The sequence below is a fragment of the Roseateles subflavus genome, assembly GCF_030285365.1.
GTDB classification, from domain to species: Bacteria; Pseudomonadota; Gammaproteobacteria; order Burkholderiales; family Burkholderiaceae_C; genus Roseateles_B; species Roseateles_B subflavus.
On sequence record NZ_JASVDS010000004.1, the window covers coordinates 475,543 to 498,103 of the forward strand.

Here is a 22,561-nt window from a genome sequence, read left to right on the forward strand (position 1 = left end):
CCGGATCTGTGAATGCTGTGGGGTGACGGGCGGGGCTCAGGCGTGCAGGCGATCGCCCGCCAGGCGGTAGAGCCGCCGCCACACGAAATGGTTGAGGCCCATCACGAAGACGCACATGGCCCCGATGCCCAGGGCGATGCGGGGGAAGTCGCCGCGGGCGGTCATCTCGGCGATGTAGCTGCCCAGGCCCTGGGCCCGCAGCGTGGTGTCGCCCCAGCTGACGTACTCCGCGACGATGGAGGCATTCCACGAGCCGCCGCTCGCGGTGATCGCCCCCGTGACGAAGCTGGGGAAGACGGCCGGCAGCAGGTAGCGCCGCCACTTCAGCCAGCCCCGCACGCCGAGGTTCTGTGCAGCGAAGCGCAGTTCGCTCGGGATGCTGGACGCGCCGGCGATCACATTGAAGAGGATGTACCACTGCGTGCCGAAGATCATCAGCGGCGACAACCACCAGTCCGGGTCGAGGTGCCAGTGCACGACGCCCATCACCACGACCGGGAAGAGCAGGTTGGCGGGGAAGGCGGCCAGGAACTGCGCCACGGCCTGCAGGCGCCCGGCCCAGCGCGGATTCAGGCCGATCCACACGCCGATGGGCACCCACACCAGCGCCGCCAGGGCGATCAGCACCAGCACCCGCGCCAGGGTGTAGCCGCCCAGCACGAAGACGTGGCCCACTTCCGCCCAGCCGACCTCCGTGTGCACAAAGTCCACGAGGCGCCAGACGGCGAACAGGACCAGCGCGGCCAGCAGCGCGTCCCAGGCCCGCCGCAGCAGGGGCGACGGCACGGCGGGGCGCGCCCGGACCGAGGTGCCGTCGTAGCGGCGCCGAAAGAGCAGCAGCGTGCGCTGCAGCTGCTGCCCCGACCAGCCCGCCAGGCGCTGCATCCCGTGCGTGCGCCGCAGCCAGCTCAGGAGCCAGGAGCGCGGCGCGAGGTCCGTGCCCCCTTCCTCGAAGCGGAACTTGTCCGCCCAGGCGACCAGCGGGCGGAACAGCAGCTGGTCATAGAGCAGGATGCCGATCAGCATCGCCCCGATCGCCCAGCCGATGGCGGCGAGGTCGCGCGCCTCGATGGCCAGGGCGATGTAGGAACCGACACCGGGGAGCTTGATGCTCTGGTTCGACACGGTGATGGCCTCCGAGGCCACGACGAAGAACCAGCCGCCGGACATGGACATCATCATGTTCCACAGCAGCCCGGGCATGGCGTAAGGCAGCTCCAGTCGCCAGAAGCGCTGCCAGCCGGAGAGCTGGAACACCTGCGCCGCCTCGTGCAGCTCCGAGGGCACGGTGCGCAGGGACTGGTAGAGGCTGAAGGCCATGTTCCAGGCCTGCGAGGTGAAGATCGCGAACACCGCCGCGCACTCCACGCCCAGCAGGTTGCCCGGGAAGAGGGCGATGAAGCCCGTCACCGTGATCGACAGGAAGCCGAGGATGGGGATGGACTGCAGGATGTCCAGCAGCGGCACCAGCACCTGCTCGGCCGCCCGGTACTTGGCGGCCAGCACGGCGAACACCGCGCTGAAGACCAGCGCGGCGGCCAGCGCCATGAACATGCGCAGCGTGGTGCGCAGCAGGTAGTAGGGCAGCTGCCAGGGATCGAGGGACAGCGGCAGCACGTCCCCCAGCTCGAAGGGGCGGGCCATCTGCGCCGCGCCGTAGCCCAGCAGGACGAGCATGGCCAGGACAAGGGGCAGCAGCGCCCAGTCCCAGCGGTTGATGCCGGCCTCGACGACGGGCCGGGCGAAGAATTCGCGCGTGTTCTTGCTCATGGGCGACAACGCTCAGGCAAAGCGCCGCGGCAGGGAGGGCTTCCGACGGCGTCATGCGCCCGGCAGCAGGCCGGGTGACGCCAAGCGGCTGCCGAGGATCCGGCACGCGGGCGGGTGGGGAAAGGCGCGAGGCGAGCCGCGGGAGCGCCGGCCAGGGCCGGCGTTCCGGGCGATTCTGGCCCTTCCATCAGCGCTGGCAAGACCGGGAGGACCGGCTGCAGGCGGCTGTAGGCGGCTCCAGGGAGCGGTGGGCGGCAGCGGCAGGACGCGCAGCCACCCGTCCAACGGGTGTCAGTGCATCAGCGCTGCGGCGGCCCGGGCGGCACGCATCGCAGAGAAGCAAGGAGGACTGACACTGTCCACGAGGGGGACTCCGTTGTTGAGACGGGCGCGATTGTTGCATCGCACCAATGGGGCGTCAATCGCTGGCAGCCGCCCTGCCGCCCAGCGCGGGTGACTTTGCATTCCTTGACGAAACCGACACGCGGCAGGTGGCCTGCCCGGGATGCAATGCGGGCACAGCAGGGCGCCGGACGATCACGGACAATGCCGCCATCGTGCCTCGCAGAGGCGCTACCTGCAGAGATTCATCATGATCCCCGTCTCCAAGTTCCTGCCCCAGGGCCAAGGTCTGGCTGCCGTGCTGCTCAAGCGCGCGTCCGCCGTCACCCTGGATGCCGTCCAGACCGCCGCCGGCCAGTTCCAGGCCATCGACAGCCTCGGGCGCCCGCTGCGCGTGGCGCTGCCCACCGGCACCCCCCTGCACGATGGCGACGTGCTGGTGGGCGAGGACGGCTCGCTCATCCGCGTGGTGGCCCCGCATGCGCCGGCGCCCCATGTGCACGGCCCGGGCTGCGGGCACGACCACGAACATGGCCACGACCACGCGCCGGCGGCGCGCGGCAAGCCCCTGGGCATCGCGGTGACGGCCGCGCCGCACGTGCATGGCCCGGGTTGCGGCCATGACCACGATCACGGTCATCACGACCACGACCACAAGCACGACCACAAGCACGACCACAAGCACGACCACAAGCACTGAGCCCGGCGGCGGTCCGGGCCTCGTCATGGAGACCCTCACATGAACTGTCGAGTCCCGCGCCGCGCTTCGGCGCTCCTGGCCCTGCTGCTGGCGGCCGTCACGCTCATCAGCCTGCCCCCGCCCGTCGAGGCCCAGCAGGGCACGCTGCGCGAACGCATCCGCGAGCGCATGGCCGAACGGCGCGAGGGCCGCAAGTCCGACGCGCCCCCAACGGACGTCAGCGACGCCGAGCTGGCGAGCCCGGGCACGCACACGGGGCGCCTCGACGTGATGGGACAGACGCGGCGGTTCATGGTCCATGTGCCGCCCGGCTACCGCCCGGGTCAGCCGATGCCGGTGGTGCTGGCCTTCCACGGCGGTGGCGGGAGCATGGAGCTCCAGGCGGACGACAGCCGCTACGGGCTCATCAGCAAGTCCGACAGCGCCGGCTTCATCGCCGTCTTCCCCAACGGGTACAGCGGCCTGCCGGGCCATCATCTGGCCACCTGGAATGCCGGCGGCTGCTGCGGCTCCGCCCGGGACAGCGGCAGCGAGGATGTCGCCTTCGTGCGCGCCCTCATCGGCCACCTGAAGCAGCGGCTGAGCGTCGATGCCGGCCGCGTGTACGCCATCGGCATGTCCAACGGCGGGATGATGAGCCACCGCCTGGCCTGCGACCTGTCCGAGCAGCTGGCCGGCATCGCCGCCGTGGCCGGGACGGACGCCACCAGCACCTGCCAGCCACGCCGGCCGGTCTCCGTGCTGATGATCCATGCGCTCGACGACGACCATGTCCTCTACCAGGGCGGTGCCGGTCCCAAGGCCTTCCGGGACACGAGCAAGGTGATGGACTTCGTGTCCGTCCCCGAGACCGAGCGCCGCTGGGTGCAGCGCAACCAGTGCAGCGCGGCCACGCAGCCGGTGCTCGAGCGCCCCGGCGCCACCTGCGTGCGACACAGCGGCTGCGCCGACGGCGTGCAGGTCCAACTCTGCACCACCGAGACCGGCGGTCACAGCTGGCCGGGCTCGGACCGCAGCCGCCCCGGCAAGGAGAAGCCCTCCCAGGCCCTCGACGCCAACGACACGATCTGGGCCTTCTTCCAGTCGCTGCCGCGCCGCTGACCCTCAGGACGCCAGCCCCCTGAAATGAGAACGGCGCCCGGCGCTTATCGCGGCAGGGTGTAGTTCAGCGTGAACGTGCCGCTGCCCGAGTACGAGTAGACCTCGATGTAGTAGTAGCCCGCCGTGCCGTTGTAGGAGATGGCCTCGGTGGAGGTCGAGCCCTCGGAGCGCGCGACGATGGACCAGCTGCTGCCGTTCCACTTGTACAGGTACAGGTCGAAGTCCGCGCTCGCCGGGCCGCTGAGGTTCATCTTGAATGCGCCGCCGCCACTGCTGTAGTGGTAGCCCGGGCTGCCGCTCGGGTACGTGGCCGAGCCGCCATTGCCCAGCGTGCCCGTCACGGTGGTGCCGCCCGTGCCGCCGCCGTTGACCGTCAGCGTGGCGTTGCCGCTCGTGGTGCTGCCGTTGGCGTTGGTGACCACGACGCTGAAGTTCGCGCCGTTGTCAGCCGTGGTCGTGGCGGGCGTCGTGTAGCTCGCCGAGGTGGCCCCGCTGATGCTGCTGCCGTTCTTGCGCCACTGGTAGCTCATGGCCGAGCTGCTGGTGGCCGTCACCGAGAAGGTCGCCGGGCTGCCCGCGTTGACCGTCACGCTGGCCGGCTGGCTGGTGATGACGGGCAGGGTGGTGTCGCTGCTCTTGACGGTCAGCGTCGCGTTGGCGCTGGTCACGCTGCCCTTGGCGTTGGTGATGACGACGCTGAAGAGCGCGCCGTTGTCGGCCGTCGTGGTCGCGGGCGTCGTGTAGCTGGCACCGGTGGCGCCGCTGATGGCGCTGCCGTTCTTGCGCCACTGGTAGCTCAGCGTGGTATCGCTCGTGGCGGAGACGCTGAAGGTGGCGGTGTTGCCCACGGTGACGGTGGCGCTGGCCGGCTGGCTGGTGATCGCCGGCAGGCCGTCGGACGGCGGGTTCGGGCAGGTGACGCCCACGGCGTTGAACGCGCTGATCACGTCGGCCACGGCGTAGCCGCGGCTCTGCGCCGCCTTCATCACGCCGCAGGAGCCATTGCTGAAGGTCTCGTTCTGGCCCCAGTACAGGCGGTTGGCGTCCGCAAACACCTCGAAGGCCTTGCGCGTGTTCCAGGAGGACTTGTTGGCCAGCGTGTAGAAGGCCTTGTTGTAGACGCCCGAGGTCAGGTGCACGTCCAGCGAGTCGTTGTAGTTGGCGGCGTTGCTGATGGAGCGACCGTCCTTGGTCGGCTCGTCCATGTAGCGCAGGGCGCCGGAGCCCTTGAAGATCTCGTAGCCCACCAGCCAGTCGTTCGAGCCCCGGGCGTAGTACTCCGCGGCCTCGCCGGCCATGTCGGAGAAGGCCTCGTTCATGCCGCCCGACTGGCGCGAGTAGACGAGGCCCGAGTTCTGCTCCGTGAAGCCGTGGCTGATCTCATGGGACGCCACGTCCAGCGACACCAGCGGATAGAACGTGGAGGCGCCGTCCCCGAAGTGCATCGCCGTGCCGTCCCAGAAGGCGTTCTCGTAGCTGTTGCCGTAGTGCACGCGCATCTGCAGCTTCTGGCTGATGGGGCGCACGCTCAGCCAGTCCTGGTACATGTTGAAGATGATGTTGCCGAAGGAGTGCGCGTCGTTCATCGGCGAGTAGGCGCCGTTGATCGTCTTCACGGTGTTGCGCGGGCAGGTGAAGCTGTGAGGCGTGGAGCCCGAGGTGCCGCCGTTGAGGTTGATGGTGGCGACGTTCGTGCTGTTGAGCGAGCAGGTGGAACCGCTCTGCGTGACGTCCAGATAGCCCTTGCCGGCCGTGGTGCCGTACTCGTACTGGCCGATCTTCTGGTTGCCGCCAGGGCCGGTACCGTTGGCGTGGTTGAGGCCTTCCCAGCGGTCCAGCACGGCGCCGGTGTTGGCGTCGATCAGGAAGAAGGGCCGGCTCAGCGTCTTCTCCTGGCCCGACAGCATCGAGACCTGGTAGACCAGCTGGGCCTTGTTCTGCTCGTTCAGGCGAACGAACAGCTGCACCTGTTCGTTGCGCGTGTCGGCGGCACGGGCCAGGCCGCGGGCCTGCGCCAGCACGGCGGATTCGTTCAGGGCCGGGCGTGCGCTGGCCAGGTCCTGCTCGATCTTGTTGACGAGCACGCCGGTGAAGTGCGAGCTCGGGGCCGCAAGCCCCTTGGCGGCGGCGCGGTGTTCGACGATGCCATGGCCCCACACCGGCACGCCCTGGAAGAGCTGCTGATGGCGGGTCACGACCAGGCCGCTGGCGTAGGTCTGGCTGCGGGTGGCGCGCAGGTCCTCGGCACGCAGGCCCAGGGCCGCGGCGCCTTGGGCGCCGGGCACCAGCGTCTGGCCGGGCGTGGCACCCTTGCCGGCGGACAGGTCGATGCGTTCGGCCGCGAGGGCCTGGGTGGCCGCGGCGACGGCGGCGAGGGCGAACAGCGTTCGCAGGGAGGAGGGTGTCGTCTTGCTCATGTCGTATCTCTCTTGTGGTGAAGCGATGGTCCGCCCCTCTCGTGGAGGAACGGGGGAGCGCCTCTGCCCATGACCGGCCCGCCGCCCTCGCCGACGAAGCGGCGAAGGGCGCGCCAGAACTGCCCATGACCTGGTTCGGTCCCTGCAGAAGCGTGCACTTGCAAGACCAGCGTGCCGTTGGCACCGCCTGCGACCCTCGCGGGCAGCGGGGCCGCCAAGGTGGCCCGCTGCCGTCGGCCCCGGCCTGACGGCGTGCGCGCCGCGGCGGAGTCCTGTTGTTGGGCCGGACTATTCCGCCAATCGCCCACTGCCCACTTGTACGCATCCGACGCCAGTGCCGGAAATGCGTACAAGCGAGAGCGGGCCTCAGGGAATGCCATCTCCCAGGATTACCCGCAGCCGCCCAAAAAAAAGCACCGACTCGCGCCGGTGCTGTCAAAAGGGAGAGCAAGCAATCCGTTCAGGGGTAGATCGAGTACTTCAGCGTGTAGGCCCCGCTGCCCGCGTAGGACGTCAGGCGCAGGTAGTAGCGGCCGGCGTCGCCGACGTAGCTGATGGCCTCGGTGGACGTCGGGCCCTCCGACTTCGCCACCAGGGTCCAGGTGCTGCCGACGAGCTTGTAGAGGTAGAGGTCGAAGTCGGCACTGGCGGGGCCCGTCAGGTTGAAGCGGAAGTTGTAGCGCGTGGCGACCGTCCAGTAGCCGGGGCTGCCGCCGGGCAGGCGGGTCGAGGCCCCCGAGGCCAGCGTGCCGGTGACGGTGGTGCCCGAGTCCGTCGGCCCGTTGACCGTGATCGTGGCCTGCGCGCTGCGGCTGCTGTCCGCCTGGCTGGTGGCCTTCACATGGAAGGTGCCCAGACGGGCCGGCGCGGTGTAGACGCCGGCCGGGGTGATGCTGCCGCCGTCCTGTTCCACGACCGACCACGTCACCGCCGTGTTGGGCGTGCCCGTGACCGTCGCCGAGAAGGCCTGGGTGGCGCCCATGTTCAGCGTCGCAATGGACGGGCTGACGCCGATCTGCAGGTTGGCGGGGTTCACCGTGAGGCTGGCCGCGCTGCTGGCCACCGTGCCCAGGCTGTTGCTGACCACGACGTGGTAGCTGCCCGCGTCGGCGGTCTGGGCGCTGTCGATGCGGTAGGTGGCCGCATTGCCGTTGCCGGCGACGTTCACGCCGTTCTTACGCCACTGGTAGCTCAGGGCGCCGCCACTGGCCGACACGCTGAAGCTCGCGGCCTGGCCGGCCGTCACGACGACGTTCTGCGGCGGCGCGCTGATCACCGGCGCCGTGCTGACGCCGCCACCCATGCAGCTGTCGCTGATGCGCGTGGGGAAGCGATAGCCGCTGAAGTCCTCGAGGATGGCGAGGTTCTCGGGGGCATAGACCCGGTTGATGAGTGCCGGCACCTTGCTGCTGCCGAGCTTCGCGGCCTGGGCGTCGGACTGCGTGATGAAGTAGGCCGTGCGCAGGAACTGCACCAGCACGTACTTGCGCCACGTGGCGTCGCTCTTGAGCTTGGCGTAGTAGCCCGCATGATTCGCCTTGGCGACGCGCAGGTAGAGCTGCAGGTAGTTGAGGTTGGTGAGCGCGATGTCCCGGGAGTTGCTGGCCCCGATGCCGTCGATGAACTCCGCCACCGCGAGCGCGGCGGGCAGGCCCATCAGGCCGGCGTTGAGCTCGGCCGTCACGCCCTGGAGGTGGTAGTCGCCCTGGGCGCTGTCCTGGAGGTAGAGCTTGTCCATGTCGGACGAGGCGTCGTCCTTGATGAGCGCCAGGATCTCCTTGCGGGGAAAGCCGCCGTCCGCGTCGTAGAGCGGGAACTTGAGGAACTGCGTCGTGTCGTCGATCCACGAGGAGCTGTAGGCGTTCCACTGCGTGCGACTGCCGTCGAGGTCCCACATGTGGGTTTCCTCGTGGAGGGCCACCATGAGGGACTCGGCCATCTTGTTGAAGCTGCTGGTGTCGACGAAGCCCTTGAAGTACGGGTCGTTCGCCTGCGCCTGGGCGAGCGCCTTGCCGCTGGGCCAGCGCCGACCGTACACGCCGGTGATCGTGGCGAGCCAGTTGCTGGCCGTGAAGCCGGCCTTGAGGTCGCTGACGTCGGCCTTCAGGTTCAGGGGCTCCCGGTAGCAGAAGGTGCCCTGGTCGATGTCGCCGAGGGCGATGGAGGCCGGACCGGCGGATCCGGGCTGCGGAAGAAGAAGGGCACCGGCCACGAGGCCGGTGCCAAGGAGTCGAGCAAGCATGAAAGCAGTCTCCGTGGACGCGAAAGAGGACATCGCAGCTCTGGATCGCAGAGCTGCACGGGGGATCCCCTCTCTCGGGCGCTTCCGACCCACGAGGGCCGCCTGGACGGAAGGCCTGCATCGGGCCTTCTCTTCTCCGGGAGGCATGATGCCCAGCCCACGGTCGCCTGGCTTGTACGCAATTGAGGCCTGGGGCCGCGGTCCACACAAGTTTCGTCGGGCACGGATCTTGCGCCGCCCCGCGCATGGACCGTATCGACAAACCAGGGAAGGGCGGTGAGCCCGGCGGGATGCAGGGCATCCGCGTGCTGCTGATCGAGGACGGCGTGGCGAGCCCCCAGCTGCTGCGCGGGGAACTGCAGCAGCTGGGCTGCGAGGTGCTGGGCACGGTGGACAACGCCGCGCTGATCCACGACTGCGTGCAGCGCCTGCAGCCGGACGTGGTGATCGTCAACGCCGAGTCGCCCACGCGGGACACGCTCGAGAACCTCGCTGCGCTCAACGATGCACTGCCGCGCCCGGTCGTGGTCTTCGCCGAGGACCCCGCGGATGCACCGATGCGGCGGGCGCTGGCGGCGGGCGTCAGCGCCTATGTGGTCGCCGGGATGCAGCCGCATCGCCTGGCCCCGGTGCTGCAGGTCGCCATCGCCCGCTTCGAGCAAGACCTGGCCCTGCGCCAGGAACTCGACCGCGCGCAGGCCCAGCTCGCGGCGCGCAAGACCATCGAGCGGGCCAAGGGCATCCTGATGCAGGAGGCCGGGCTCGACGAGGAGGCGGCCTACCAGCGGCTGCGCCGCCTCGCGATGGACCGCAAGCTGCCCATGGCCGAAGTCGCCGCCCGGATCATCGACGCGCAATCCCTGCTGCGCCCCACATGAGGCCGCGCCCGGCAGGCATGCACCAAGGCGAGGCGCCGGCGGCGTGTTGCGGTGCATCAGGAGCGCCCGCCGCGGGGGAAACCGCCTGGCACGCTTCCTGCTGAAGAGCGTTCGGGGGCCACAAAGGCGTGGTCCTCGACGACAGGCCGAAGGCATCGGCCCCGACATCCGGACAAAGGCGTCCGACCCCTGAGCGGTGCAAGCGCGCCGCCAGCAGGTCGTGACGCCTTTTTTGCTTTGCAGTCATCAGGAGAACACGCATGTCCAGCAGCCACCAGGAGGGCTTGATGAGCCAGGAGAGACGACAGATGCTCGGCGCCGCCGTCGGGACCGCCGCGAGCCTCACGATGCCGCAGGCCTGGGCCGCGGGCTCGGACAAGCCGGAGAAGGAGGAGGTCCGTATCGGCTTCATCCCGCTCACCGACTGCGCCTCGGTCGTGATGGCCTCGGTCCTGGGATTCGACCGCAAGTACGGCATCCGCATCATCCCGAGCAAGGAGGCCTCCTGGGCCGGCGTGCGGGACAAGCTCGTCAACGGCGACCTCGACATGGCCCATGTGCTCTATGGTCTCGTCTACGGCCTGCACCTCGGCGTCTCCGGCCCCAAGAAGGACATGGCCGTGCTGATGACCCTCAACCGCAACGGCCAGGCCATCACGCTGTCCAAGAAGCTGGCCGACAAGGGCGCGGTGGACGGCGCCTCGCTGGCCAGGCTGATGACCACGGAGAAGCGCGAGTACAGCTTCGCCCACACCTTCCCCACCGGCACGCATGCCATGTGGCTCTACTACTGGCTCGCTGCGCACGGCGTGCACCCCTGGGGCGGGGCCAAGGTCATCACCGTGCCGCCGCCGCAGATGGTGGCCAATATGCGCGTCGGCAACATGGACGGCTACTGCGTCGGCGAGCCCTGGAACCACCGCGCCATCATGGACGGCATCGGCATCACGGCGGCCACGAGCCAGGAGATCTGGCCGGACCATCCCGAGAAGGTGCTCGGCGCCACGGGCGACTTCGTGAAGAAGTATCCCAACACCGCACGCGCCGTCATCATGGCCGTGCTGGAGGCCAGCCGCTGGATCGACGCCGGTCTGCAGAACAAGCTGAAGATGGCCGACACCATCGCCGACAAGAGCTACGTCAACACCAGCGTGGACGCCATCAACCAGCGCATCCTGGGCCGCTACCAGAACGGCCTGGGCAAGACCTGGGACGACCCGAAGCACATGAAGTTCTTCGACGACGGCGCCGTGAACTTCCCCTATCTCTCCGACGGCATGTGGTTCCTCACCCAGCACAAGCGCTGGGGGCTCATCAAGGACCACCCGGACTACCTGGCCGTGGCGAAGCAGATCAACCAGGTCGAGCTCTACCGCGAGGCTGCCTCGCAGTTGAAGGTGAGCGTGCCCAAGGACCCGATGCGCAGCAGCAAGCTGATCGACGGCACCGTGTGGGAGGGCAAGGACCCCGCCCGCTATGCCGACGGCTTCAAGCTCAAGGCCTGAGCCTCCCTCGCACTGAACGATCTCAAGGAGTCTCCATGGTGTCTGCCGTCTTCCATTCCCCTCGCGACACGAGCGTTGCGCCCGCGCCGCCCGTGCCCGCGAGCCCGCCACTTCCGCGGCCGCCGCGGGCGCCGCGCCAGCCCCTGGACGTGTCGGCGCTGCTCGCCCGGGCGCTGCCGCCGGTGCTGGGCCTGGCCCTGCTGATCGGGCTGTGGGCGCTGCTGACGTTCAAGGGCGGCCCCATTCCGACGCCGGCCGCCACCTGGGACTCCGCCGTGCAGCTCTTCAGCGACCCCTTCTACCGCAAGGGACCGAACGACGTCGGCATCGGCTGGAACGTGCTGAACTCCCTGCAGCGCGTGGCCCTGGGCTTCGGCCTGGCGGCCGCGGTGGGCATCCCGCTGGGCTTCGTGATCGGGCGCTTCGAGTTCGCGAACCGCATGGTCTCGCCCCTCATCAGCCTGCTCAAGCCCGTCTCGCCGCTGGCCTGGCTGCCCATCGGTCTGCTGGTCTTCAAGAGCGCCGACCCCGCGGCGATCTGGACCATCTTCATCTGCTCGATCTGGCCCATGGTGGTCAACACGGCGGTGGGCGTGCAGCGCGTGCCGCAGGACTACCTGAACGTCGCCCGCGTGCTGAACCTCTCGGAGTGGAAGCTGCTCACGCGCATCCTCTTTCCCTCGGTGCTGCCCTACATGCTGACCGGCGTGCGCCTGTCGGTGGGCACCGCCTGGCTGGTGATCGTGGCCGCGGAGATGCTGACCGGCGGCGTGGGCATCGGCTTCTGGGTCTGGGACGAGTGGAACAACCTGAACGTGCAGCACATCATCGTGGCGATCTTCGTGATCGGCATCGTGGGGCTGCTGCTGGAATCGGCGCTGGTCGCACTGGCGCGCCGCTTCAGCTTTGAGGAATGAGGAGACTGCCATGCACAGCAACAACCCCTTCATCCAGATCCAGGGCGTGGACATGGTCTACAAGACCCGCCAGGGATCGTTCAAGGCCCTGGAGGGCATCGATCTGGACATCCGCCGAGGCGAGTTCATCAGCCTGATCGGCCATTCCGGCTGCGGCAAGAGCACGCTGCTGAATCTCGTGGCCGGGCTGCTCAAGCCCAGCCAGGGCGCGTTGCTGTGCGACCAGCGCGAGATCGCCGGCCCCGGGCCCGAGCGTGCGGTGGTCTTCCAGAACCACTCGCTGCTGCCCTGGCTCAGCTGCCTGGACAACGTGCTGCTCGCCGTCGAGACCGTCTTTGCCGCCAAGGAGGCCCGGCCTCGCCTGGTGGCCCGCGCGCAGGCCGCGCTGGAGCTCGTCGGCATGGCCCATGCGGCCTACAAGCGTCCGCACGAGATCTCGGGCGGCATGAAGCAGCGGGTGGGCATCGCCCGCGCCCTGGCGATGGAGCCCAAGGTGCTGCTGATGGACGAGCCCTTCGGTGCACTTGACGCACTGACCCGGGCCCATCTGCAGGACGAGCTGCTGAAGATCGTCGCGACCACGCGCAGCACGGTGCTCATGGTCACGCACGACGTGGACGAGGCCGTGCTGCTCTCGGACCGCATCGTCATGATGAGCCCGCCCACACCGGACGGTCGCGCGGCCACGCTGGCGCAGGTCCTGCCCGTGCCGCTGCTTCGCCCGCGGCACCGCGTGCAGCTGGCCGAGGACGCGGTCTACCTGCACTGCCGCAAGGCGGTGATCGACTTCCTGTACGCCGGACACGCCGGGCAGGACCAGGCCGAGCCCGCGCTGCAAGCCTGACCCCCCCCTGGATTTCCGACCGGCCTGCCTGCGAGCCTCGCGGGCAGGGCCAGGTCTTGCCTGGAGCACGCATGGACAAGATGAAACTGGTGATGGTGGGCAACGGCATGGCCGGCGTCCGCACCCTCGAAGAGCTGCTGAAGATCGCGCCGGACCTCTACGACATCACGGTCTTCGGCGCCGAGCCGCACCCCAACTACAACCGCATCCTGCTCTCGCCCGTCCTGGCCGGCGAGCAGACGCTGGACGAGATCGTCCTCAACCCGCTGAGCTGGTATGAGGAGCAGGGCATCACCCTGCACCTGGGCCGGACGGTCACCGAGATCGACCGCCGCCGCCGCGTGGTGCGCGCCGCCGATGGCACGGAGGCCGCCTACGACCGCCTGCTCATCGCCACCGGCTCGACCCCCTTCATCCTGCCGGTGCCCGGCAAGGACCTGGACGGCGTCATCGCCTACCGCGACATCGCGGACACCCAGACGATGATCGACGCCGCGACGCGCTACCGCCAGGCGGTGGTCATCGGCGGCGGCCTGCTGGGCCTGGAAGCCGCCAATGGCCTGATGCTGCGCGGCATGGACGTCACCGTGGTCCACCTGGGCGACTGGCTGCTGGAGCGCCAGCTCGACGAGCAGGCCGGGAGCCTGCTGCGCGACTCCCTGATGCAGCGCGGCCTCACGTTCCGCCTGGGCACCCAGACGGAGGCCCTGATCGGCGACGAGAACGGTCGCGTCAGCCAGGTGCGTTTCAAGGACGGCACGGTGATCCCCGCCCAGCTGGTGGTGATGGCCGCGGGCATCCGCCCGAACACGGCGCTGGCCGAATCAGCCGGCCTGCTGTGCCAGCGCGGCGTGGTGGTCAGCGACACCCTGCAGACGGTCACCGACCCGCGCATCTACGCCGTGGGCGAGTGCGCGGCCCACCGCGGCATCGCCTATGGCCTTGTCGCGCCGCTGTTCGAGCAGGGCAAGGTCTGCGCCACGCACCTGGCGCAGTTCGGCATCGGCCGCTATCAGGGCAGCCAGACCAGCACCAAGCTCAAGGTGACGGGCATCGACCTCTTCTCGGCCGGCGACTTCATGGGCGGGGAGGGCAGCGAGGAGATCCTGATGAGCGACCCGCACGCCGGGGTCTACAAGAAGCTCGTGATCAAGGACGACAAGCTCGTCGGCGCCTGCCTCTATGGCGACACCGTCGATGGCAGCTGGTACTTCAAGCTGCTGCGCGAGGGCCGCAGCGTCGCGGACATCCGCGAGCGCCTGATGTTCGGCGAATCCAATATCGGCGACGTGGGCCACGAAGGCCACAGCAAGGCCGCCGCCATGGCCGACAGCGATGAAGTCTGCGGCTGCAACGGCGTCAGCAAAGGCGCGATCTGCAAGGCCATCAAGGACAAGGGCCTCTTCACGCTGGAGGAGGTGCGCAAGCACACCAAGGCCAGCGCCTCCTGCGGCTCCTGCACCGGCCTCGTGGAGCAGCTGATCATGTTCACCGCCGGCGGCGACTACTCGGCCACGCCGCGCAAGAAGGCGATGTGCGGCTGCACGGGCTTCAGCCACCAGGAGGTGCGCGAGGCCATCCGCGATCGGCATCTCACGAGCCGCGAGGCCGTGATGCAGACCCTGGAGTGGACCAGCCCCGACGGCTGCCCCACCTGCCGCCCGGCCCTGAACTACTACCTCATCAGCACCTGGCCGCACGAGGCGGTGGACGATCCGCAGTCCCGCCTCATCAATGAGCGCAGCCACGCCAACATCCAGAAGGACGGCAGCTACAGCGTGATCCCGCGCATGTGGGGCGGCGAGACCACGGCCGCGGACCTGCGTCGCATCGCGGACGTGGTGGACAAGTACGCCATCCCCACGGTCAAGGTGACGGGCGGCCAGCGCATCGACCTGCTGGGCGTGAAGAAGCAGGACCTGCCGGCCGTCTGGCAGGACCTCGGCATGCCCTGCGGCCACGCCTATGCCAAGGCCCTGCGCACGGTGAAGACCTGCGTGGGCAGCGAGTGGTGCCGCTTCGGCACCCAGGACTCCACGCAGATGGGCAAGGACCTGGAGCGCGCGCTGTGGCGCATGTACGCGCCGCACAAGGTCAAGATCGCCGTCAGCGGCTGCCCGCGCAACTGCGCCGAGGCCGGCATCAAGGACGTCGGCGTGATCGGCGTGGACTCGGGCTGGGAGATCTACATCGCCGGCAACGGCGGCATCAAGACCGAGGTGGCCGAGTTCTTGTGCAAGCTGCGCACGGCAGAGGAAGTGCTGGAGTACAGCGGCGCCTTCCTGCAGCTCTACCGCCTGGAGGGCTGGTACCTGGAGCGGACGGTGCACTACGTCGCCCGCGTCGGCATGGACCACGTCCGCCGCCGCATCCTGGAGGACGGCCCCGGTCGCCAGGCGCTGTGGGCGGCGCTGCAGGCCGCGCTCGCGAACGAGCCGGACCCCTGGTTCGAGCACGACAAGGCGCGCGTGGACCTGCGCCAGTTCGAGACCCTCTGAGGAGCCGCCATGCACACGATCCCCACCGACGGCTGGATCGCCGTCTGCCGCCTCGACGACATCCCGCGCCTGGGCTCCCGCCGCATCCAGCGCCCCGCGCTGCCGGAGGCCGCGCCCGTCGCCCTGTTCCGCACCTCCGACGACGAGGTGCATGCGCTGCTGGACCGCTGCCCGCACCAGGGCGGCCCGCTGAGCCAGGGCCTGGTCTTCGGCAAGGCCGTGGCCTGCCCCCTGCACCACTGGACCATCGAGCTGCGCACCGGCAGCGCCCGCGAGCCCGACGAGGGCCGCACGCCGCGCTTCGAGGTGAGGCTGGTCGAGGGTCAGGTCTTGCTGCTGGCGAGCGAGCTGGACAGCCTGGGCACCGAAGCGCTGGCGCCCAGCGCCTGCGGCCGTCGCTGCTGACGCCATGAGGGAGACGCGGAGCACCTGTGCCTACTGCGGCGTGGGCTGCGGGGTGATCATCGAGAGCGAGGGCCCGCGCATCACCGGCGTGCGCGGCGACCCCGACCATCCGGCCAACTTCGGCCGGCTGTGCAGCAAGGGGGCCAGCCTGCACCTGACGGCGCAGCCAGAAGTGCTGGCCAGCCGCCGCCTGCTGCAGCCGCAATGGCGCGAGGACCGGGCACAAGCCTGGCAGGCGAGCGGCTGGGACGAGGTGCAGGATCGTCTCGTGGCGCGCCTGCTGGCCCTGCGCGCGGCGCACGGCCCGGAAGCGCTCGGCTTCTACGTCTCCGGCCAGCTGCTGACGGAGGACTACCACGCCTTCAACAAGCTGGCCCGTGGCCTGTGGGGCACACCGCACATCGACAGCAACTCGCGCCTGTGCATGAGCTCGGCCGTCGTGGGCTACAAGAAGGCCCTGGGCGCGGACGCGCCGCCCTGCAGCTACGAGGACGTGGAGCGGGCCGACTGCCTCTTCATTGCCGGCTCGAACACGGCCTGGGCCCACCCGGTGCTGTTCCGGCGCATCGAGGCGGCGAAGGCCGCGCGCCCCGGGTTGCGCATCATCGTCGTCGACCCGCGCCGCACCGAGACGGCGGAGTTCGCCGACCTGCACCTGGCGCTGCGCCCTGGCAGCGACGTGGCGCTGTTCCAGGGCCTGCTGCACGTGATGATCTGGCAGGGCTGGATCCGCGCGGACTACATTGCCGCCCACACCGAGGGCTTCGAGGCCGTGCGCGAGGCCGTGCGCGCCATGACGCCGGCCCGCGCGGCGCAGCTGTGCGGCCTGCCGGAGGCTCAGATCATCGAGGCGGCGCAGCTCTTTGCGCAGAGCCCGGCCACGCTGTCCCTGTACTGCATGGGCTTGAACCAGAGCAGCGCCGGCACCGACAAGAACCAGGCGCTGATCCAGCTGCACCTGGCCACCGGCCAGATCGGGCGCCCGGGCACCGGGCCGTTCTCGCTCACCGGGCAGCCCAATGCCATGGGCGGCCGCGAGGCCGGCGGCATGGCCACGCTGCTGCCGGGACACCGGGATCCGGCCTCCGCGGTCGATCGTGCCGAGGTCGCGCGGCTGTGGGGGGTCGAGCAGATCCCGGATCGCCCCGGCAAGACGGCCGTCGAGATGTTCGAGGCCGCCGAGGCCGGCGAGATCAAGGCGCTGTGGATCGCCTGCACGGACCCGGCGCAGTCGTTGCCGCGGCAGTCCCTCGTGCGCGCCGCATTGCAGCGCTGCGAGCTGGTCGTGCTGCAGGACGCCTTCACGGGCAGCGCCACGGCCGAGTTCGCCCACGTGCTGCTGCCCGCGGCAACCTGGGGCGAGAAGGAGGGCACCGTCACCAACAGCGAGCGGCGCATCAGCCGCGTGCGTGCCGCGGTCCCGCCCCCGGGGGACGCGCGCACGGACTGGCAGATCGTGCGAGACCTGGCGCGCCGCCTGGAGCCGGCCCTGCGCCCGGGCCAGCCTCGCCTCTTCGACTGGAACCACCCGGCCGAGGCGTGGCTGGAGCACCGGGCGGCCACACGCGGCCGGGACCTCGACATCACCGGCCTCAGCTACGCCGGGCTCGAGGTCGCGCCGCAGCAGTGGCCCTGCCCGGCAGGCGCCGCGCAGGGGCGCGCGCGGCTGTATGAGGACGGGCGCTTCGCCACGGACAGCGGCCGTGCCCGCTTCCTGCCCATCGCCTGGCGCGCGCCCGCGGAGCCGCTGACCGTCGAGCGGCCGCTGCAGCTCTCGACCGGCCGCCTGCGGGACCAGTGGCACAGCCTCAGCCGCAGCGGCACGGTGCCGGCGGCCTTCGCGAGCGCGCCCGCGCCCCGGCTGGGGCTGCATCCGGAGGAACTCGCCCGCCACGGGCTGCGGCAGGACGAGCTCGTGGCCGTGGAGAGCGCCCGCGGCACGCTGCACGTCCGGGTGGCGGCGGACCCGCAGCTCGGCCTGCGCCAGGCCTGGCTGCCGATGCACTGGGGCAGCGAATACCTGCTCGGACGAGACGAAGAGGGCGCCGCGATGCACGGCGTGAATTCCTTGAGCCAGGATGCGCGCTGCCCGGACTCGGCCCAGCCCGAGCTCAAGTTCGCCGCCATCCGCCTGCGCCGGGTCGAGCTGCCCTGGCGGGTGATGGGGGCCGCCCATGTCGATGCTGCCCACGCCGAGCGCCTGCACCAGCAGCTGCTGGCGCTCGGTCGCGATGCCGCCTACGCCAGCTGCGTGCCCGCCGAGGGGGCCACGCCGGGCCAGGTTGGCTGGCAGCTGGAGGCCGCCTTCGCGCAGACGCCCGATCCCGCGTGGGTGACGCAGCTGCTCGCGGCGCTGGACCTGCAGCGGCCGGGCACGATGCGCTATGCCGACGGCCGCCGCGGCCACCTGCGCCTGCTGCGTCTGCAGGGCGAGGGCGGCGATGCCCGCCTGCAGGCCTGGCTGCGCGTGGCGCAGGGCGAGGACGGCGCCTGGCTCGACGCCTGGTGGCGCGAGGCCCGCCCCGTGGCGCCGCTCGGACGTCAGCTGCTGGCCCCGCAGGCCCGGCTTGCCGAGCCGCCCGCCAGCCCGGTCGTCTGCCAGTGCCTGGGCGTGCGCGAGGCGCAGATCCAGGGCCAGCTTCAGCGCTGTCAAGACCTGGCCCCCGCCGACCGGCTGCAGGCGGTGCAGGCGGCCCTGCGCTGCGGCACCCAGTGCGGCTCCTGCCTGCCGCAGCTGCGCCGACTCAGTCAAACGACCCTGGAGACCCTCTCATGAGCACCCCGAACACCGACGCCTGCGGTATCGCCGGCCGCGTCAGCCTGGTCGGCGCCGGTCCCGGCGATCCCGAGCTGATGACTCGCAAGGCCTGGTCGCGCCTGATGCAGGCCGACCTCGTGCTGGTGGACGACCTCGTCGACCCCCGTCTGCTCGCCGAGCTGCCCAGTCCCACCCGCGTGCTGCGCGTGGGCAAGCGCGGCGGCTGCGTGTCGACCGAGCAGCACTTCATCCATGGACTGATGATCCGCTCGGCGCGCCAGGGCCTGCACGTGGTGCGACTCAAGGGAGGCGATCCCTTCATCTTCGGCCGCGGCGGGGAGGAGGTCGACGCCCTGCGCACGGAGGGCATCGAGGTCGAGGTGCTGAACGGCCTGAGCGCCGGCCTCGCGGGCCCCAGCAGCGTGGGCATTGCGGTGACGGACCGGCGGTGCGCGCCCGGCGTGGCCCTGGTGACGGGCCACAACGGCGAGGGCGGCCGGGCACCGGACTGGGCGGCGCTGGCCCGGTCGGGCCTCACGCTGGTCATCTACATGGGCGTGAGCCGCTGCCACGAGATCGTCGCGGCACTGCTGGCGGGCGGGCTCGCCGCCACCACCCCCGTCGCGGTGATCAGCGCGGCCCACACCGAGCGCCAGCGCGAGGCCTTCGGCGTGCTGGCCCTGCTGCCGGCGCTGGTGGCCGGCGAAGGGCTCGGCTCACCGGCGGTGCTGGTGATCGGCGAGGCAGTGGCACTGGGGCAGGCGCGGCAGTGCCTGCCTGACGCCGCACCGTCCCTGGGGCGGGCCGCGCGCTGACCCTGCGGCGCAGGTCGCGGGGGACGGGCAAGGCGGGCGCCGCTCAGGGCTCCGGCGCCCGGTAGTCCTTCAACCAGGCCGGGAACTGCTCCACCGGCATGGGCCGGGCGATGAAGTAGCCCTGGCCGACATCGCAGCCCATGCCCAGCAGGCGGCGCCAGTGCTCGCGGGACTCGATGCCCTCGGCCACTGCCTTGCGGCCCAGGTCGTGCACGAGGTCGATGGTCGAGCGCACGATGGTGGCCGAGTTCTGGCTCTCGGTCATGTCCAACACGAAGGACTGGTCGATCTTGATGTAGTCCACCGGCAGGCGCTGCAGATAGGCCAGCGAGGAATAGCCGGTGCCGAAGTCATCGACGTACAGCGGGATGCCGGCATCGCGCAGGCCGTGCAGGATGCGCATCGCGAAGCTGGCGTCCTCCATGACCGTGCTCTCGGTGATCTCCAGCTCCAGCGTGCCCGGCTCGACGCCCCACTCGCGGTGCAGGCGCAGCACGGTGGGCAGCAGGTCCTCGTCGCGCAGATTGCGGGCCGAGAGGTTGACGGCCAGGGGCAGATGCGGCCCCTGCGGACGCCAGGCCTTCAGCTGGGCCAGCGTGCGGCCCAGCACCCATTCGGTCAACGGCTTGATGAGACCGGTCTGCTCGGCGAGGTCGATGAACTCGCCGGGCCCCAGCAGGCCCAGCTCCGGATGCTGCCAGCGCACCAGCACCTCGGCGCCCGAGACGCGCCCCTCGCGCATGTCCACCTTGGGTTGCAGGTACAGCCGCAGCTCGTCCCGCTCCAGCGCGCGCTTGAGCTCGCCGGCCCGCTTGAGCTTGCCGGGATCGATGCGGTCCATGCTGCGCTCGAAGGACGCGCAGGGCAGGCCCTTGCGGCGCGCGTGCTGCATGGCGATGTCCACGCGCCGGAACAGGTCGTGCGGGTTGGTGCCGTCCTGCGGGCTCTGCACCAGGCCCATGCAGACGTTGACGTGCAGCGGGATGTCCGCCACCAGCACCGGCCGGGCGAGGGCGCGCTGCAGCCGCTCGACCAGGGCCAGCGCCTGCGCGTGGTCGGCGTGGCGCATCAGCACGGCGAACTCGTCGCCGCGCAGGCGCGCCACGAGCGCCGAGTCCGGCGCCTCGGCCCGCAGGCGTTCGCCGATCTCCTGCAGCAGGGCATCGCCCTGCTTGAAACCGAGCGTGTCGTTGATGTCCTTGAGGCGCTCCACATTGCACTGCAGGAGCGCAAAGCCGGCCGGTGCCGTTCCGGTGGCTGGCGGCTCCAGCGCCGCCGCCAGCGCCTCGCCGAACTCGGTGCCATTGGGCAGCCCCGTGAGGGCGTCGGTGCGCTCCAGGCGGTGCATCGCGGCGAGCACCTGCTGGCGCTCGGCGCGGGTGCGCAGGGTGTCCAGGCCGAAGGCCAGGTCCTCCGCAGCCTCGGTCAGCAGGCGCGCCTCTTCCTGGTCGAAGGTCGAGGGGCGGCGGTCGTAGATCGCCAGCACCCCGAAGCATCGCCCGGCGGTGATCAGCGGGCAGGCCATCGCGCAGGTGACGCCATCCAGGCTGCGGTGCCACAGGGCCTCGGCCGGCTCCTCGGCGATGTTGCCGACAAAGGTGGCCAGGCCCAGGCGCATGGCGCGAGCCGGGGCGCCCTGGCCCGCCGGCGTGTCCGCCAGGATCCAGTCCTGCCGGCGCAGGCAGTCGAGGCCGGCCTGCAGGCCGCTCTGCGCCACGGCCTGCAGCCGGTCCGGGTCCAGCGGATGGGGCTGCCACACGATGGCCAGCTGGTAGCCGCCGGCGCTGACCACGGCTTCGCACATGCCGTCCAGCAAGGTCTGCTCGTCCTGGGCGCGCAGCAGGATCTTGTTGCCTGCGCTAAGGGTGCGCAGCGCACGGCTCACGCGCTGCAGCTCGTCGACATGCTCCTCCAGATGCTGGTTCAGCACCTGGATGCGCTGCTCGGCCTCCTTGCGATGGGTGATGTCCCTGCCCAGCACGTAATAGCCTTCCACGGCGCCATCCGCCTTGCGCCGCGGCGCGTAGCTGATCGCTTGCCAGACGCCGGGGAAGGGCTCCCAGTCGTAGTCCTGCGGCTCGCCGGCCAGCACCTTGTCGATCATCGGGCTGGCGATGGCGAACCGGTCCTTGCCCAGGACCTCCTCCACGGTCAGGCCGGTGAGGTCCGCCAGCGGAGGCGCGAAGCAGTCCAGGTACTGCCGGTTGACGTAGACGTAGCGCAGGGTCCTGTCCACATAGGCAATCATGGCCGGCACGTTGCTGAGGACGTTGCGCAGATGGTCCTTGCTCTCCAGGAGCTGGTCGCTGCGTTCCTGGGCCGCTCGGTCGGCCTGTTGCTTCTGCTGGCGCAGCAGGGCCTGCAGGGCCAGCTCGTCGGTGGTGTCCCGCACCACGTACACCATGCCCAGGAACTGTCGCTTGCGGCTCCACAGCGGCGCCGCCATCACGTTGACGGCACACAGGCTGCCGTCGGGCCGTTGCAGCCGGGCCTGCAGGCCGCTGGCGCGGACCGCCTCGGCCAGGCGCGTCAGCGGCAGGGGCGACAGGGTTTCGGAATCGGCATCCACGAGGCTCAGCAGCTCGCCCATGTCACGGCCCTGCGACTGCTCCAGCGGGCTGTCCAGCAGGTGCTCGGCCGCGGGGTTCATGCGGCGGACGCGGCCCTCGGTGTCGGTGACCAGCACGGCATCGCCGATGGAGCGCAGGGTGACGTCCAGGTGCTCCTCGCGCTCGGCGAGGTCCTGCTGGTGCTCCTGGGCCGCCGCCAGCTGCCGCCGGATCAGGACATGGCTGGCGGCGAGCACCGCCAGCAGCGCGGCCGACACCACGGCCCCGGCCCAGCGCAGCTGCTCGCGGGTGCGGGTCTGGCGGTCGATGTACAGCTGCTGCTGCCGCACGGCCTCGCCTTCCAGGGCATCCAGCAGCACGTGCATGCGGGCCCGCGTGGCCTGCAGCGGGGCCGCCATGGCATAGGCGGTGGCCGCCTCCAGACCCTGTTCCTCCCGCAGCCGGACGATCTCGTTGGCGATGGCCATCCGCTGGTCGATCACCTGGCGCAGCTGCTCCCATCGCCCCAGCTGGGCGGCGTCGTCCTCCACCAGGCGCTGGATGCCGGCGAGGGCCGACTCGCGGCGCACCAGCTGCAGGTCACGCGAGCGGCGGTGGACCTGCTGGCCGGTGAGACGGAAGTTCTGGGTGTCGAGCTCCGACTGCAGGGTGGCATTGCGCACCAGGGAGACCTTGGCCAGCAGCTGGTGCGTCTGCGACACCAGTGCCACGGCCTCCTCGGCGTCGACGCTGAGCTTGTAGAGGGCGGCGCACAGAATCAGGGTCGTTGCCAGTGCGGCTGCAAACACCTGGCGCACCG

Annotated in this window: 14 protein-coding genes; 10 read left to right on the forward strand and 4 right to left on the reverse strand. The window is 70.4% G+C overall.

Annotated elements, in window-relative coordinates; genetic code table 11:
- Positions 1-36 precede the first annotated feature (36 nt).
- Positions 37-1,770 (reverse strand): ABC transporter permease, encoded by a 1,734-nt coding sequence (locus QRD43_RS16495; RefSeq protein WP_285983587.1) that lies wholly within the window; start codon positions 1,768-1,770, stop codon positions 37-39.
- 592 nt (positions 1,771-2,362) lie between these two features.
- Here QRD43_RS16495 and QRD43_RS16500 point away from each other — a divergent pair.
- Both QRD43_RS16500 and QRD43_RS16505 read left to right on the forward strand, forming a co-directional pair.
- Positions 2,363-2,812 carry an urease accessory protein UreE gene (locus QRD43_RS16500; protein WP_285983588.1) on the forward strand — a complete coding sequence of 150 codons (450 nt, stop codon included), beginning with the start codon at positions 2,363-2,365 and terminating at the stop codon, positions 2,810-2,812.
- Positions 2,813-2,851: 39 nt separating this feature from the next.
- Positions 2,852-3,913: a CE1 family esterase gene (locus tag QRD43_RS16505; protein ID WP_285983589.1), complete on the forward strand. Its 1,062-nt coding sequence runs from the start codon at positions 2,852-2,854 to the stop codon at positions 3,911-3,913.
- A 44-nt stretch (positions 3,914-3,957) separates the two neighbouring features.
- On the opposite strand, the gene QRD43_RS16510 is transcribed toward QRD43_RS16505, so the two are convergent.
- Together QRD43_RS16510 and QRD43_RS16515 are read right to left on the reverse strand one after the other, a co-directional pair.
- Positions 3,958-6,330, reverse strand: a complete 2,373-nt coding sequence (locus QRD43_RS16510; RefSeq protein ID WP_285983590.1) for a M4 family metallopeptidase — start codon at positions 6,328-6,330, stop codon at positions 3,958-3,960.
- A 460-nt stretch (positions 6,331-6,790) separates the two neighbouring features.
- Complete coding sequence (locus tag QRD43_RS16515; protein WP_285983591.1) at positions 6,791-8,572, reverse strand: immunoglobulin domain-containing protein; 1,782 nt, start codon at positions 8,570-8,572, stop codon at positions 6,791-6,793.
- A 245-nt stretch (positions 8,573-8,817) separates the two neighbouring features.
- Between QRD43_RS16515 and QRD43_RS16520 the strand changes: the two genes are divergently transcribed.
- From QRD43_RS16520 to cobA, 8 genes are all read left to right on the forward strand, one after another.
- On the forward strand, positions 8,818-9,450 hold the full coding sequence (locus tag QRD43_RS16520; RefSeq protein WP_285983592.1) for an ANTAR domain-containing response regulator: 633 nt from the start codon (positions 8,818-8,820) through the stop codon (positions 9,448-9,450).
- A gap of 308 nt (positions 9,451-9,758) precedes the next feature.
- Positions 9,759-10,955, forward strand: a complete 1,197-nt coding sequence (locus QRD43_RS16525; RefSeq protein WP_285983646.1) for a CmpA/NrtA family ABC transporter substrate-binding protein — start codon at positions 9,759-9,761, stop codon at positions 10,953-10,955.
- A gap of 35 nt (positions 10,956-10,990) precedes the next feature.
- Positions 10,991-11,872: a nitrate ABC transporter permease gene (ntrB, locus tag QRD43_RS16530; protein WP_285983593.1), complete on the forward strand. Its 882-nt coding sequence runs from the start codon at positions 10,991-10,993 to the stop codon at positions 11,870-11,872.
- Positions 11,873-11,882: 10 nt separating this feature from the next.
- Positions 11,883-12,716, forward strand: a complete 834-nt coding sequence (locus tag QRD43_RS16535) for an ABC transporter ATP-binding protein (RefSeq protein ID WP_285983594.1) — start codon at positions 11,883-11,885, stop codon at positions 12,714-12,716.
- A 71-nt stretch (positions 12,717-12,787) separates the two neighbouring features.
- Entirely contained in the window at positions 12,788-15,214 is a 2,427-nt protein-coding gene (nirB, locus tag QRD43_RS16540) for a nitrite reductase large subunit NirB (RefSeq protein ID WP_285983595.1), read from the forward strand.
- Positions 15,215-15,223: 9 nt separating this feature from the next.
- The gene (gene nirD / locus QRD43_RS16545) at positions 15,224-15,619 is read left to right on the forward strand and encodes a nitrite reductase small subunit NirD (RefSeq protein ID WP_285983596.1); all 396 of its coding nucleotides are present in this window, start codon (positions 15,224-15,226) and stop codon (positions 15,617-15,619) included.
- 4 nt (positions 15,620-15,623) lie between these two features.
- Complete coding sequence (locus QRD43_RS16550) at positions 15,624-18,395, forward strand: nitrate reductase (protein ID WP_285983597.1); 2,772 nt, start codon at positions 15,624-15,626, stop codon at positions 18,393-18,395.
- Positions 18,392-19,192 (forward strand): uroporphyrinogen-III C-methyltransferase, encoded by an 801-nt coding sequence (gene cobA, locus QRD43_RS16555; RefSeq protein WP_285983598.1) that lies wholly within the window; start codon positions 18,392-18,394, stop codon positions 19,190-19,192. Before QRD43_RS16550 ends, cobA begins: the two co-directional genes overlap by 4 nt.
- A 43-nt stretch (positions 19,193-19,235) precedes the next feature.
- On the opposite strand, the gene QRD43_RS16560 is transcribed toward cobA, so the two are convergent.
- Positions 19,236-22,550, reverse strand: a complete 3,315-nt coding sequence (locus QRD43_RS16560) for an EAL domain-containing protein (RefSeq protein ID WP_285983599.1) — start codon at positions 22,548-22,550, stop codon at positions 19,236-19,238.
- Positions 22,551-22,561: the final 11 nt, after the last annotated feature.

What these genes read in the sequence shown, in the direction of transcription:
- QRD43_RS16500 (WP_285983588.1), top strand. Translation starts at nt 2,363, where the DNA reads ATGATCCCCGTCTCCAAGTTCCTGCCCCAGGGCCAAGGTCTGGCTGCC.
- QRD43_RS16535 (WP_285983594.1), top strand. Translation starts at nt 11,883, where the DNA reads ATGCACAGCAACAACCCCTTCATCCAGATCCAGGGCGTGGACATGGTC.
- QRD43_RS16515 (WP_285983591.1), bottom strand. Translation starts at nt 8,572, where the DNA reads ATGCTTGCTCGACTCCTTGGCACCGGCCTCGTGGCCGGTGCCCTTCTT.
- cobA (WP_285983598.1), top strand. Translation starts at nt 18,392, where the DNA reads ATGAGCACCCCGAACACCGACGCCTGCGGTATCGCCGGCCGCGTCAGC.
- QRD43_RS16495 (WP_285983587.1), bottom strand. Translation starts at nt 1,770, where the DNA reads ATGAGCAAGAACACGCGCGAATTCTTCGCCCGGCCCGTCGTCGAGGCC.
- QRD43_RS16525 (WP_285983646.1), top strand. Translation starts at nt 9,759, where the DNA reads ATGCTCGGCGCCGCCGTCGGGACCGCCGCGAGCCTCACGATGCCGCAG.
- ntrB (WP_285983593.1), top strand. Translation starts at nt 10,991, where the DNA reads ATGGTGTCTGCCGTCTTCCATTCCCCTCGCGACACGAGCGTTGCGCCC.
- QRD43_RS16550 (WP_285983597.1), top strand. Translation starts at nt 15,624, where the DNA reads ATGAGGGAGACGCGGAGCACCTGTGCCTACTGCGGCGTGGGCTGCGGG.
- QRD43_RS16505 (WP_285983589.1), top strand. Translation starts at nt 2,852, where the DNA reads ATGAACTGTCGAGTCCCGCGCCGCGCTTCGGCGCTCCTGGCCCTGCTG.
- nirD (WP_285983596.1), top strand. Translation starts at nt 15,224, where the DNA reads ATGCACACGATCCCCACCGACGGCTGGATCGCCGTCTGCCGCCTCGAC.
- QRD43_RS16510 (WP_285983590.1), bottom strand. Translation starts at nt 6,330, where the DNA reads ATGAGCAAGACGACACCCTCCTCCCTGCGAACGCTGTTCGCCCTCGCC.
- QRD43_RS16520 (WP_285983592.1), top strand. Translation starts at nt 8,818, where the DNA reads ATGGACCGTATCGACAAACCAGGGAAGGGCGGTGAGCCCGGCGGGATG.
- nirB (WP_285983595.1), top strand. Translation starts at nt 12,788, where the DNA reads ATGGACAAGATGAAACTGGTGATGGTGGGCAACGGCATGGCCGGCGTC.